This is a genomic window from Peijinzhouia sedimentorum (assembly GCF_049340005.1).
In the GTDB taxonomy this organism is placed as follows: domain Bacteria; phylum Bacteroidota; class Bacteroidia; order Cytophagales; family Cyclobacteriaceae; genus CAXBDP01.
The window spans coordinates 652,770-666,249 of record NZ_JBMPIY010000001.1 but is presented as its reverse complement, the minus strand read 5'-3'; the positions used below and the strand labels follow the sequence as shown (position 1 = coordinate 666,249).

Here is a 13,480-nt window from a genome sequence, read left to right as displayed (position 1 = left end):
AGTGCAACCAAATTTCAATGGTTCATGGTACTGAAAATCCAAACTTCTATATGATACAGCTTTTTGATATCGATAAATTTATTGAATCCCGATTTCAACGAACATTCTTGCTTAAAGGAATTAGTCTCGAAATACAGCAAGGCGAATTCGTGTCACTAATGGGGCCTAGTGGAGCTGGCAAATCTACCTTGATGAATATAATAGGGCTATTAGACGATGATTATGAAGGTAAATTTCAATTCGATGGATTGGATATACGAAGTATGAAAGCCAAACAAAGAAGTGCACTGCATAAAAGTGAATTCGGCTATATTTTTCAATCATATCATTTGATTGATGAGCTAACTGTTTTTGAAAATATTGAAACTCCTCTACTGTATAGAAAGGTTGGTTCGAGTGAACGTAAAAGTATTATTGCGAATTTGCTTGATCGCTTTCACATGGTTGCTAAGAAAGACTTATTTCCTTCGCAGTTATCCGGTGGACAGCAGCAGTTAGTGGGTGTAGTAAGGGCAATCGCAGGAAATCCGAGAGTGTTACTAGCAGATGAGCCTACGGGTAATTTGCATTCAGCCCAAGCAAGGGATATTATGGAAGTATTCAAGGAATTAAATAGTGAAGGAACTACCATCATTCAGGCTACGCATTCTGAAGAAAATGCCCAATATGGGAGTAGAATCATTGAGTTGATAGATGGAGCAGTTCACCAAGATATACAGGTTGAAATTTAATTAGTAATTGAAGATGAAGAAGTCTATAGTCGTATTAGTTCTTGTTTTGGGTACATATTTGCCAATTTTGGCGCAGGATAGTTTGAGATTAAGTTTCGATAAAGCTGTGGAGATTGCATTAGAGCAAAATCTGAATCATCAAATTAATTTGAATCAGCAATCTGTTGTACAAGCACAGAAAAAGCAGGCTTTTTTCGCTAATTTCCCCAGTGTATCTGCAAGTACAAATGTTTCAAGCTCTACTGGGCAGCAATTTCAACAGGTTGAAGGCGAATTAATTGTCCAGAATATTACCAATAATGTAGTTTCATCTGGACTTAACGTAAATGCTCCAATTTTTAATGCATTCAGGAGGATTCATACATACCATGCCTCCCGCTTTCGATTAGATGCAGGTGAAGAGAATGTAAATCGCTCAGAGCAAAATGTAATTTTCGAGGTAGGAACTAGGTACCTGCAAATTTTATTGGATCAAGAATTACTTAACATTGCCCAAGAGAATTTAATAAACCAGCAAGAGCAATTAAGACAAATAGAGGGTTTTGTAGAAAATGGACTTCGCACATTATCAGATCAATATAACCAGCAATCAGAAGTAGCCAGATTAGAAGCCGTAAAAGTAGATGCCGAAATGCAATTGGAAAATGATCAGTTACTTTTGGCTGAGACACTTCAGCTAATGCCTGGTCAAATACCAATCGTTGAAGAGATACAAGCTGAATTTGTTGAAAATGAGTGGCTAAATCTCAGCATTGATGAACTCGTGAGTCAGGCAATGCAATTCAGAAGTGATTTGAAAAGTCAGCGATTTGCTGAAGAGGCTTTTAGGATGGATCTAAAGGCTTCCAAGTCAATATATTATCCACAACTGTCTGCTTACTTTAATTATAATACATTCTTTACATCACTTGATGATAGGAGTTTTAATGAGCAGTTCTTGAATATATATCCACAGCGGGCTTTGGGTTTGAGATTATCAATTCCAATATTCTCAAATTTTGAGAATAAATTAAGGGTCAGCCAAAATAAAGTAGCCGTTATTAATGAGGAATTACGTAGTGCTGATTTAGAAAGAAAAATTTACCAAGATGTTCGATTAGCTTATCAAAATTATAAGGCTTCCATTGCAAAAATGAAAAGTAATGAGCTACAACTAGCAGCAGCCACAGAAGCTCAAAAGGCAATTTCGGAAAGGTTTCGATTAGGAGTAAGCAATTTTGTAGACCTTGCCCAAGCTAATCGCCAATTGGCTCAAGCTCAAGCAGATTATGCACAAGCAACGTACACCTTATATTTTCAAGATGTTATGTTGAAGTATGCTTTAGGAACATTAAACTTTTGATTAAAAAGAACCCTACTGATTTCTAGGTGCATCAAATCGATCCTCTATTCTCACCGTTTCGCCATTTTCATAGTCATTCTTTTCGTCCATTTCTGCTATTAGTCGAGCGATAGTAGCGGGTGGAACGAGTAGATTATCCTTATGATATTTTTGGAAGTTCTCGACTAATGGGAAATCTTCTTGGGATGAATTTCTAATGGCACCTTGCATTTCGGTGTCCATAATACCAGGATTGACAATGGCAATTTTATATCCTAGTCCATTGCTTTCTCCAGCCATCACTTTACTTATTGCGTCCAATCCAGCTTTGGTCGAGCAATACATTCCCCATCCATTTATGGCTTTATTTGCTGCGCCAGATGATACATTCAATATACTTAACTCTATATTCTTATTTTCTAAAATATTGATAATGAGATTGCTTAAAATGATAGGAGAGGTGAAATTTAATTGGACAGCCTTATTGAAATCTGTAGCTGTATAATCAATTACTTTACCTATTTGGCCTAAAGTAGCAGCATTATTTATAAGGGTTACTTTATCAAAGTTATCACTGAATACCTCTTTCAATTTATTGTGAAGAGTGGTTTCAATATGCTCAATATCTGATAAATCAAATTCAATCTGAAGACGTAAATTGGGATGATGATAATCTGAGCTAGACCTTGCAATGCTTATTACTTGATATCCTCTTTTACAATATTCTTCAACAAGCGATTTGCCTAATCCTTTACTTCCTCCTGTGATAATTGCCAGTTTTTGCATGAGTATGTTTTGCTTATCTATCAAACTCGAAGTTCGCAGAACCAGCCTTGAATAGAAAGAAGAAAAAGCGGGAGGAATTGCACCTCCCAAATTTTTTAAGCTTCTTTCAAATTTTGTTTTAGTTCGATAAGATCCTTTAGGTGTTGTAATTCTTCTCTAGTGCTTTTTCTGATAATCCATATCAAGCCAAGCATAATTATTACAAATGAGCCATCCATAAGAAGCATCCAATTGAATTCGATGTATTGGCTAAATTCTGGTGTAAGCATATAGAAACCAATAATGTACAAAGCGAATATAATAATGGTAAAGGTGCTATGAATTTTCTTTCTGAAATTATAGAAGTGGATATTCAGCTCTGTATTTTCAATTGTGGTTTGCTCCAATGATATCCTTTTTGCTTTGACTAAGCTATAAGCTTCCACAATTATTCTTAGCGCCAATCCTCCCGCCATCAATGCAACACCTATGTGGCTTAACGTCTCTTGGAAGACAGCCACTTTCGTAAAGAAAAGGATAAGTACAATTAGTGTAATGCTAAGAATGGTGATTGTACCATAGTGAGCCAAAACACTTGCCTTCTTTTTCTTTTGGGCTTTTTTAATCAGTTCTTGGCTATTTATTGGCATCGATGGTAAATCTTTTTTACCAGATTGCCATTTATTTTTTAAGTCATCAAGCTCTTTCATCTTGTAGTAGTTCTTTAAGTTTTTTCTTAATTCTGTGAATTTTCACTCTCAAGTTTGTTGGGTTAATACCCATGATTTCAGCTATTTCATCATAGCTTAGTTCATCGAGGACCAGCATTATGGTAAGACGATCTATTTCGCCGAGTTTGCCAATTGCCTGATAAAGTGAAGCGTAATTTTTGTCAACCTCAGTGGAATTTTGAAGTTCCACACTCACTTTTTCTAAAGGGATGTTGATTGCCTTTTTGTGCTTTCGGATGTGTAGCAGACAAGTATTTATGCTTATCCGGTATATCCACGTTTTGTAGCTTGACTTGCCTTCGAATTTTTCCAATGCGTTCCACACGTTGATGAAAATTTCTTGGCTAAGATCTTTAGCTTGATCAATCTCACCTTTTACAAATCCTAAGCATAGCTGCATTACCATTGGCTGGTACTGTTTATGAAGCTCCTCAAAGGTTGTGGTTAAATTCATTTAGCGAGAAATTTGTTTACAGTTGAGTAAAACCACTCAGGTTCATCAAACATAATAAAGTGTTTACTTTCAGGAGCTAATAATATCTCTTTGTTGCTTAAGTTTGCGTATTGCTCGTCAAAGTTCTTTTTAACAATTTCTCTATCAGGAAAGCTGGCTCCTAAAACCAAACTTGGAACTTTGATGGACTTTAAAGCATCTCTCAAATCTAACTTCAAGAGATCGGTGTATCCATAAATGAAGGTTTTGCGATCTGCTTCTAAGCTCCATTTTGTCAACTCTTCTATTCGGTCAGCTTTGTAAGTCATATTTTGACTGGTCATTTTAGCCATTGTAAGAATTTCTTCATCTGTTTGAGCTAGCATTTGAGTATTGTAGGGACTTTCGTATTGGATAGCTTCAGCTGGGACACCTGGCATCATCAAGGCGCGCATGCTTGGAAGTGCATCCACCAAAACCAATTTATGTATTTTATTGGGAATTGATTCAGCCAAATCGATAGCAAGCATACCGCCCATACTATGTCCAATGATGGTAATCTTATTGAGATTTTCCTTTTGAATATATTCAATCAATTCCGTCTTGATAGTCTCGTACCAAGGCATTTCAATGGCAGGTAAATTATTGAATCCAGCATAAGAAACTTTGATTGACAAATATTCAGTGGGTAATTGTTCAATTGTTTCGTCCCAAACTGAGCCTGGTGTGGTAAATCCTGGCAAAAATAGAATGGGATCTCCATTGCCAACTTTCTCAATGTAGATGGCCGGATTTTGAGCAAACGCAATAAAGGTTGCGAAAATAAGAGTGATGGTAAATGTGAACTTTTTCATGTGTTTTGAATTTGATTTTTCTCTTAGGTTCAAATTCACATGAATTGTTACAAGGCGGGAGGATTATTTTTTTGTTCCTGCTTCTAAGCGAATAACATATTGCTTAATTTTCAAGCCTATTAATGGTAAGGTCTTGATCAATAGATTATTTCCCAAAAGTCTTTTTCAAAAATGATTCGGTTAAAAATATCCCTGCTATTAGCGTAATGATCCAAGCAATACAGGTGGCTGATAAAATTGTGGGAATAGATTCTTGAACTACGATCAACACTAATTGAAAGGCAATTACCATCAACGATCCAAATAGCATGATATTGGTCCAATATAAATTGGCTACCTTCCAAGTTTTCTCATTTTGCTTTGAGCGCTTGGTTCGGTAGCCAAATAAGGAGTTGATTTCTTTGGGTTGGGCCAGTTTAAATATAAGTGGCAACCCAATGATTAAGACATCTAATATCACAATAGGCCAGAATGTAGCCATTACGCCATATTTACTGTTTCTTCTTCTTTTTTGTAAGCTTTGCGAGGTTTCAAATTCAAGGTTTGAAACATTTGCTTATCCATATCTACTTCTGGATTTGGCGTGGTCAAAAGCTTCTCACCAGCAAAAATCGAATTTGCACCAGCCATAAAGCATAAAGCTTGCTCTTCCATACTCATAGTAACTCTACCTGCAGATAGTCTCACCATAGCTTTTGGCATTATGATTCTCGCTGTAGCAATCATTCTTACCATATCCCACACAGGCACTCGAGGTTGATTTTCCATTGGAGTTCCTTCTACAGGCACAAGTGCATTTACCGGAACTGATTCAGGATGCTCAGGCAATGTTGCCAATGTATGAAGCATGCCAATTCGATCTTCTATGGTTTCGCCCATCCCGATGATGCCCCCTGAGCAAACAGAAATATTGGTTTTTCTTACAGCTTCAAGGGTTTTGAGACGGTCGTCGTATTTTCTCGTGCTGATAATTTCTTCGTAATGCTCTTCAGAAGTATCTAAATTGTGGTTGTAAGCATATAATCCAGCATCCTTCAATTTCTGCGCTTGTTCTTCAGTAAGCATACCTAAAGTACAGCAAACTTCTAGATCGAGGTTGGAAACGCCTTTTACCATTTCAATTACTTTATCAAAATCGCGGTTGGTTCTTACCTCCCGCCAGGCTGCTCCCATACAAAAGCGCGTGCTGCCACTCATTTTTGCTTCTTTCGCCGAGCTCAATACCTCATCTACTGATAGCAGTTTCTGTGCTTTCACATTTGTATGATAGCGCGCTGCTTGTGGGCAATAAGAGCAATCTTCTGGACATCCGCCAGTCTTAATCGAAAGTAATGTGCAAACTTGTACTTCACCTGTTTCATGATATTCGCGATGAGCCGTAGCTCCTTTGTATATCAAGTCAAGCAAAGGACTATTATATATTTCAGCTATTTCTTCTTTTGTCCAGTCGTTTCTAATCTCCATAATTTTCATTTTTGCCTTCGCAATATAACCTAGCGTATGCGTAGTTCAAAAGGCATTCTGGCTTGTGGGCCTTCATATTGTTTAATAGCTTTAATGTTTTCCATAATTGGATAGAGCTCTCCCAATTGCGCTTTTGCTATTCTTACAGATACATCTTGATTTAAGTTATTAATTAATTCTTGAATGAAATCAACTTTTGGAGGAAAAACTAAGACTCTATATTCTTCAACTTCAGCCATTTCAGCAGCTTTTTTCACCGCATCATCTAAACCACCAAGTTCATCTACTAAGCCATTATCAACAGCCTGAGCTCCTGACCAAACTCTACCTGAAGCTACTGCCAATAAATCTTCAATTTGCATATCTCTTCCCTCAGCTGCTTTGTTTGTGAAAGTTGCATAGGTTCTTTCTACTCCTTTTTGCATTATTTGTCTTTCCTCTTCAGTCATAGGTTTGCTTAAGCTAAGGAAATTCGAATATCTTCCAGTAGATACATAATCAGTGTTTACCCCAAGTTTGTCGTTCAATAATCTCTCAGCATTGAACCACAAACCAAATACGCCGATACTACCTGTAATTGTAGTTGGTTCAGCCATGATATAGTCTGTGCCCATTGCCATATAATATCCGCCAGAAGCAGCATAATCAGACATAGATGTGATAACTGGCTTTTTCTCTTTTAGCAATTCAATTTCTCTCCACATGGCGTCTGATGCAAGAGCAGATCCACCAGGAGAGTTAATTCTTAAGACTACTGCTTTCACACTATTATCGTCTCTCAGCTTTCTGATTTCTTCGTTGAAGCTATCTGATGCGATGATTTCTTGTCCACCTCCCGCTTTTCCCGATACGATATTTCCACTTGCTACCATTACGGCAATTTTATTCGGAGAATATTTATCTATGTTGGTCACTTTCATATATTTATTTACCGATACAAATTCAATATCAGCTTCTTCTTCAAGGCCTAATCTATTTTTAATATCAGCGTACATTTGATCTTGGTAAGAAAGCTGGTCTACCAATTTGTAAGTAACAGCATCAGCTGGTTCGCGAACAAGCATCTCGTCAGAGATTTCGTGAAGTCGTGCAAGTTCAATATTTCTAGAGGCAGCGATTCTTTCTATTACCGTGTCATAAATTGAGTTGAGGAATGACTCTGTCTGTTCCCTATTTTCAGGACTCATTTTCTCGTTCAAAAACGGTTCAACAGCACTTTTGTAATCCCCCACTCTGAAAATTTCAGGTTCTACACCAATCTTTTCCAACGTATTTTTGATGGAAACGAATTCGGATCCAAGTCCATTTAATTCAACTTCACCTTCTGGAAACATGTGAACGGCATCAGCAATGGAAGCTATGTAATAGCCTTGTTCTGAATAAAACTCACCATAAGCCACGATGAATTTGCCATTATCCTTAAACTCTTGAAGTGATTGTCTGATTTCACTCAATGTGCTAAAACCAGCTACTGGGAAATTACTTTCTAAATAAATACCTTCAATTTTTGGATCTGTAGAAGCATCCTTGAGTGCCTTTTTAAGATCAATTAATCCTAACGGACTGTTAACGCCGCTTCCAAACATTCCCAATTCGGCAAAAGGATTGTCAACTGTTTGCTCTTGGATTACCCTGTTCAGGTTCAAATGCAATACAGATTGATTTTTGATTCTCACTTCTGGCTCAGAGGACAGTATTCCGATGAGTCCTACGAAAATGAAAAATCCGATAAACATAAAAAGAATTAGACCCACAATTGTGGATAAAACATTCAAAAAGAATTTCATATTTTCTAAGTTTTGTTTTGGTTCTATTTTTTAGCTATTGATGTTAGCTAGTTATATAAATTGAAGGGTAGATTGAAAATTGTCGAACTTCACCTAATTTATTTGCTCAAAATAACTATATATATTCACTAAAGTTGCCAAGTTTTGTATTTGCGTAAAAAATCGAAGATGGAAAGGGTATTTTTACTGTTGGGGAGTAACCAAGGAAAGCGGGAGGAATTTTTGGCTAAGGCAATATCTAAACTAGAGCAAAAATTCGGCTCCGTTATCACTAGGAGTAGTTATTACGAAACTGCTCCATGGGGTGATGCAAATCAGGCTGATTTTATTAATCAAGTTATTGAAATTGAAGTCAATTGCACTCCCATTAAGTTGCTAGATATAATACTTGGAATTGAGATTGAGTTAGGGAGACTACGAAACCCAGAGGCCCGCTATGGAGCTAGAAATATCGATATTGATATTCTGTATTTTGGTGATGAAATACTGGACACGCCATCACTCACTATACCGCACCCACGCATACAAGAAAGGCGATTTGCTTTGGAACCTTTGGTGGAAATTGGAGCAGATTTTATTCATCCAATCACGAAACTTAGCCAACTACAAATGCTTGAGCAATGCGTCGATCCATTAGCTGTAAAAAAACTAAGGGACAACCATATTTGATTGCCCCTTAGTTACTTTTTCAGTAATGATAATTATCTAATTTTCAACTAATTCAAATTTCATTACGCTATTTTCTACTGGCGGAATTGATCGTAAATACGCATATAAAGCTCTCAGATCATCTTCGGACATTTTACTGTAGATAATCCATGGCATTATCGTGTTATATTCATTTTGGCCAATACTTGTCGGAACATAAGTAGAATCATCAAAACGTTTAAATTCTCTAACAAACCTTTCTTCATCCCAAGCTCCAATGCCAGTCGTTGGATGTGGAGTTATATTAGATGATTTCAAAAGACCTCCAGTTGGTAATTCAAATTCCATTCCTCCCGCTAATAGCATTCCAGATATTGGGGCTCCTTGGTCCATTGGCGTGTGGCAGTCTCCGCAACCTTGGAGTGTGAATATGTATTCGCCATTGGCTATAAGGTCTTCTTTATTCCTTTTAAGTTTTCGTGCCGGTTGAGCGGGAATCGTATGAACAATCAAATTCATTGGGAAATCCAGTTTGGTTTTCTCTGGTGTATACTCAATAGGATCTAGTGTTCTTAAATAGGCTATTATGGAATACAAGTCTTCATCCTCTAATTGCCCAAAGTTATGATAGGGCATAATTGGAAATAGTGGCCTATTATCTTTGGATACCCCAGCAGTAATAGCTCTATAAATCTCACCATCTGTCCAATCTTTGAGAGCATAAGGAGTGATATTTGGGGCTACGATTCTACCGGGAAGCCCCATGGCATGATCAAAAACTTCTCCTCCTTTGCCGTAGGTTCCAGGTTTTAAAGGTCCAGCAAATTTTGTGTAATCTCTTTCCGAATGGCAATCCATACAGCCAATTCCAATGGTTTGACCTCTAATAAGTCGTTCACTTGTAATTTCCACTGATAAGTCTGGGGGTGGACCAACATTTGGTAATCCAAGCTTTAGGTAAGAAAGGCCACTAAGAATAACGAGGAAAACAATTCCTGCAATAATGAGTAAGATTTTTTTCATGGCTTTCAGGTTTGGTGATGAATACAATTTACTAATTATTTTCAATTGCAATAGTAAATTGAAATTTATAACCTACTGACTACATTATAATTATGGATATTTTGATTCCTTTTTATGCCTAATTTTATGATGAATCCTAATTAGTTATCATCCAAAAAAAAGAAGGCAAACCATTACAGCCTGCCTTCTATAGAATCAGATACCACCATCTGATCTACTCTCAAATCTTAATGCTAACTTGCCAGTGAACCTTCGTTTTCTCTTTTGGCTTTAGGGAAAATCTCCAATTCTCTGTATTTGCTTTTTGCTTCTACTTGTCTGTTAGTTTTCAAGTAATTCAATAAAGATATCTTGTACCAGTCGTAACTAATGATGATTACTAAGAAGGCTGATACTACATAGAATACCTTGAATTGCATGCTTTTGTAGAGTAATCCTGAAACCACAGCACCTGATAAATAAGATATTGCAATGGTTCCAATAAGCTTTGCCTTTCCTAAAAGTTCAGGGTGCTCGCGATATTTCTTTTTAGTGAACATTGAGAATAATATTCCCAAATCGGTGGTAGCACCTGTCAAGTGAGTAGTCTTAACAGCGAAGTTCGAAATACTAGCTGTTAAGCCATTTTGTAAGCCCATTGCAAAAAGCATCAGGCCTAATAAAACTTCCGTTTCAAATAGCGTTTCTGTGTAATAGAATTGTCCATAAATACCTACCACAAGAAGGCATAGGATTTCAAGAACTATTGGCGTTGCATGAGCAACATATGTGTATTTCTTGTTGAAATTAATGATGATCAAATTGGATACAAAATTTCCGAAAAAGAACAGGAATATCCATGAAAATACGACGGCAACTTGATTCCAATTTCCGAGCGAAATTTCTTCGGCTAGGATTGCATAGTGACCCGTGACGTTCGATGAAAATCCGAAAAAGATAATCAAAGAGGCTACATTGACCATACCTGCACTAAAGGCTGAGAGTGATCCTAGTTTAAGATTATCACTCAGCGACCTACTGTTACTATATTTTCTTAGCATTATTTCCTCCTAGAATTTTTCAAATGTGAGTTTAGCAAGTCCTTTCGCACCAATATGTAAGTCAATATTCAACACGAGTTTATCTTGATTTATAGTTGTTACTATGTAAGATTCACTGGAATTGTCGTCATATTTCAGATACAATACATTTCCGCGTCCTTTAAAAGCCCATTTCAATTGCTTGAGCTCATTTCCGTTTCTGTCGGTAAGAGTGAGTTTACCATTAGGCTCGAATTTCCACATTTCTGCTTCATGGATTTTTAAATCACCGCCAACGTAAGGCTTCAAATCTTCAGGAATGATTTTGGACGTTCCATCCGTTTTACTTTCCACCCTGTCATACAGCTCATATTCCCACTTCACTTCATTCCATTGCCCAATCACCATATTCTCAGGGTTTGAGCCGTTGGTAACCATGCCATAAATGGATAGAGCGCCTAGCGAAAAGATTATTACGAATATTGTCCAAAATCTCATAGTTGTATTATTTATTAACCGTTGGCCATGCCCACAAAAACTTCAGCTAATTGACCTCTTTCTGGTGCAGCTATGTCGTTTTTCCAGCTTACTTCCGATACTTTAATTTGGCTTCTTCTGATAAATGGAGTTACGTCAAAACTCTTCTTGTTTTCTAATTGCATTTGGTAGTTTTGAGGAATTACAGCTTCATCTATTCTATTACCTTCCATAAAATTTGAAAATGCAGCTTGCGTAAAACCTGTGAAAATTTCTTCTCTCATAGAATTGATTTTAGAAGAATATTTACTTTTGATTATTTGACAAGCATCTCTAAAAGAATCGCTAGCAACAGTGTCTATGATTTCTTTTTTAGAAAAGTAAAGAAGACTTGTGATGTTTGATGAGGTGTACATGCCATGAACCATCAAAATGTCAACTTTGTCGCCCTCATTTAAATCGTTAAGTGCACTTTTTAGCACGTTCAAAGATTGAATTGAGAAATCTGTCGGAATTAAAATTTTCTTAATCATCGTCTTTTTGGTTTAGTTACATTGCAAATAAACGGGGACGATATTAGAGCGGAATGAGGGTTGTATTAGAATAGAATTAGAATGTATTCATCCAAATTAAAATCAGATTAGAATTCTCATTAAATGCGGTAAAACGCTATAGGAAGGAAACCAAAGCGGGAGGTAAATTAGGTGATTTATATAATTAAGCTGTATGTGATTTTGATTCTCGTAGTCTTAGGTGAGCAGTTCAATGGAATTAAGAGGAAAGTAATCTAGACAGTGTCGCGATCACCAACTGGTAAAATTATTTGTACAGTAGTACCCTTATTTACAATAGAGGTTACTTTCAAGTCACCTTTATGCATTCTTATGATATTATTTGTAAGTGGTAGTCCAATACCAAAGCCTTCATAATTGCCAGTATTGGAAGCTCTGAAGAATGGATCGTATATATACTTTAGTTCATTCTCTGGGATCCCGATCCCGCTATCTTTCACTACAACTATTACTTTGTTGTCTGAAGCCCCAAGGGAAACCTTCACTACATTATCATTGGAATACTTACAACCATTAGATATAATATTGGTAAGTGCTAGGTGAAGTAATTGCTCGTTAGCCTTTACCTTGAGCAATTTTGGATTTTCTGGTAATAAACTCATATCCAAATGCACCTTTGATTCTGGATTGATTTTTTGAATTGTATCTTTTACATCATACAACAATTGGTCAATCCGCATTTTTTCAAATTTTTGTGCTTTGCCATTGAAGCCAGTTTGAGCTAAAAAGAAAAGAGCCTTTGTTTTCGCATCTAATTTTTCTGCCTCATCGAGCATTACTCTTATGGTTTCGATATAATCCTCAGGTTTGCGTATTTTACTTAATGCAACATCAGCTTCACCAATAATGGCTGTAAGGGGAGTCCTTAATTCATGCGAGGCATTGCTAATGAAATTGTTTTGAGTTTCAAATGAAGTCTCAATTCTATCTAACATATTATTGAATGTTCGGATAAGTTCTCCTAATTCATTTTTTTGATCTTTCAGGTCTAGTCGCAAATGGAGATTTTCAGAGCTTATTTCCTTTACTTTTTCGGTAATCTTGGCAATGGGTTTAAAGGTACGCTTCGAGAAAAACAGGGCGATTAGTATCGAAAGTAAAAATGCGGCCGTAATCGAAACAATCAAGGATTTTCGAAGATAGGCAGTGTGTTGGACATCCATATAGTTTTCAGCAGATGATACTATAATGAAGTTTCCGCGATCATTTCGGTAATAAATGCCCTTATAGAACATTCCCTTATTATTGTAATCCGCTTGTCCAGTTTGGATTATACTTTCGAAAAAACTATATGGCAAGCCAATGGCCTGTACTTCAGAAGACACTATTGTGAAATCACTGGTATCTCTAATCTTGAAAATATAGTCTTGCTCATTAGGCAACTGATCTAAATATTCCATGCGGAATTCGGCCATTTCCTCACTCAATATGTCAAGTTCCGCTTTGGCAGTGGTAATTGCTCGAATTTTTAAAAGGTTGAAAAAATCTACGTAGGAGTAGCTAGAGATTTGAGCATATATAAATCCACTGAAAATAAGAATTATTGCCAGAAAAGAAGAGAGAAAGAGGAGGGTAGTTTTGGTTTGGGTATTCATTTGCCAACAAAGGTTTAGGGATATAAATCTCTGGAGGACTTATTTGTTCAATCCTCCTGC

At 36.7% G+C, this 13,480-nt stretch carries 15 protein-coding genes; 3 read left to right on the top strand and 12 right to left on the bottom strand.

Features of this window, described 5'->3' with window-relative positions; translation table 11 throughout:
* Positions 1-50 precede the first annotated feature (50 nt).
* Both ACOXY8_RS02955 and ACOXY8_RS02950 read left to right on the top strand, forming a co-directional pair.
* Positions 51-731, top strand: a complete 681-nt coding sequence (locus ACOXY8_RS02955) for an ABC transporter ATP-binding protein (protein WP_458330069.1) — start codon at positions 51-53, stop codon at positions 729-731.
* A gap of 13 nt (positions 732-744) precedes the next feature.
* Positions 745-2,073: a TolC family protein gene (locus tag ACOXY8_RS02950; RefSeq protein ID WP_458330068.1), complete on the top strand. Its 1,329-nt coding sequence runs from the start codon at positions 745-747 to the stop codon at positions 2,071-2,073.
* Between the two features lie 12 nt (positions 2,074-2,085).
* Here ACOXY8_RS02950 and ACOXY8_RS02945 read toward each other — a convergent pair whose 3' ends face one another.
* The 7 genes from ACOXY8_RS02945 to sppA form a co-directional block, all read right to left on the bottom strand.
* Positions 2,086-2,838 carry an SDR family NAD(P)-dependent oxidoreductase gene (locus ACOXY8_RS02945; RefSeq protein WP_458330067.1) on the bottom strand — a complete coding sequence of 251 codons (753 nt, stop codon included), beginning with the start codon at positions 2,836-2,838 and terminating at the stop codon, positions 2,086-2,088.
* A 95-nt stretch (positions 2,839-2,933) separates the two neighbouring features.
* Positions 2,934-3,527, bottom strand: a complete 594-nt coding sequence (locus ACOXY8_RS02940) for a hypothetical protein (protein ID WP_458330066.1) — start codon at positions 3,525-3,527, stop codon at positions 2,934-2,936.
* A complete protein-coding gene (locus ACOXY8_RS02935) occupies positions 3,514-4,002 on the bottom strand; it encodes an RNA polymerase sigma factor (RefSeq protein ID WP_458330065.1) in 489 nt (162 codons plus the stop codon). The genes ACOXY8_RS02940 and ACOXY8_RS02935 overlap by 14 nt, the downstream gene beginning before the upstream one ends.
* On the bottom strand, positions 3,999-4,835 hold the full coding sequence (locus tag ACOXY8_RS02930) for an alpha/beta fold hydrolase (protein ID WP_458330064.1): 837 nt from the start codon (positions 4,833-4,835) through the stop codon (positions 3,999-4,001). Before ACOXY8_RS02930 ends, ACOXY8_RS02935 begins: the two co-directional genes overlap by 4 nt.
* Positions 4,836-4,980: 145 nt before the next feature.
* Complete coding sequence (locus ACOXY8_RS02925) at positions 4,981-5,316, bottom strand: SdpI family protein (RefSeq protein WP_458330063.1); 336 nt, start codon at positions 5,314-5,316, stop codon at positions 4,981-4,983.
* Positions 5,316-6,302, bottom strand: coding sequence for a biotin synthase BioB (bioB, locus tag ACOXY8_RS02920; RefSeq protein WP_458330095.1), 987 nt, complete (start codon positions 6,300-6,302; stop codon positions 5,316-5,318). The genes ACOXY8_RS02925 and bioB overlap by 1 nt, the downstream gene beginning before the upstream one ends.
* 26 nt (positions 6,303-6,328) lie before the next feature.
* The gene (sppA, locus tag ACOXY8_RS02915) at positions 6,329-8,086 is read right to left on the bottom strand and encodes a signal peptide peptidase SppA (RefSeq protein WP_458330062.1); all 1,758 of its coding nucleotides are present in this window, start codon (positions 8,084-8,086) and stop codon (positions 6,329-6,331) included.
* A 168-nt stretch (positions 8,087-8,254) separates the two neighbouring features.
* Between sppA and folK the strand changes: the two genes are divergently transcribed.
* Positions 8,255-8,755, top strand: coding sequence for a 2-amino-4-hydroxy-6-hydroxymethyldihydropteridine diphosphokinase (gene folK / locus ACOXY8_RS02910; protein WP_458330061.1), 501 nt, complete (start codon positions 8,255-8,257; stop codon positions 8,753-8,755).
* A gap of 36 nt (positions 8,756-8,791) precedes the next feature.
* Here the strand turns inward: folK and ACOXY8_RS02905 are convergent, their stop codons facing one another.
* From ACOXY8_RS02905 to ACOXY8_RS02885, 5 genes are all read right to left on the bottom strand, one after another.
* Positions 8,792-9,757: a cytochrome c gene (locus tag ACOXY8_RS02905; protein WP_458330060.1), complete on the bottom strand. Its 966-nt coding sequence runs from the start codon at positions 9,755-9,757 to the stop codon at positions 8,792-8,794.
* 233 nt (positions 9,758-9,990) lie between these two features.
* Entirely contained in the window at positions 9,991-10,797 is an 807-nt protein-coding gene (locus tag ACOXY8_RS02900; RefSeq protein WP_458330059.1) for a YoaK family protein, read from the bottom strand.
* Positions 10,798-10,806: 9 nt separating this feature from the next.
* The gene (locus ACOXY8_RS02895; protein WP_458330058.1) at positions 10,807-11,274 is read right to left on the bottom strand and encodes a hypothetical protein; all 468 of its coding nucleotides are present in this window, start codon (positions 11,272-11,274) and stop codon (positions 10,807-10,809) included.
* A gap of 14 nt (positions 11,275-11,288) precedes the next feature.
* Entirely contained in the window at positions 11,289-11,786 is a 498-nt protein-coding gene (locus tag ACOXY8_RS02890; protein WP_458330057.1) for a hypothetical protein, read from the bottom strand.
* A gap of 254 nt (positions 11,787-12,040) precedes the next feature.
* Complete coding sequence (locus ACOXY8_RS02885) at positions 12,041-13,420, bottom strand: sensor histidine kinase (protein ID WP_458330056.1); 1,380 nt, start codon at positions 13,418-13,420, stop codon at positions 12,041-12,043.
* Positions 13,421-13,480 lie beyond the last annotated feature (60 nt).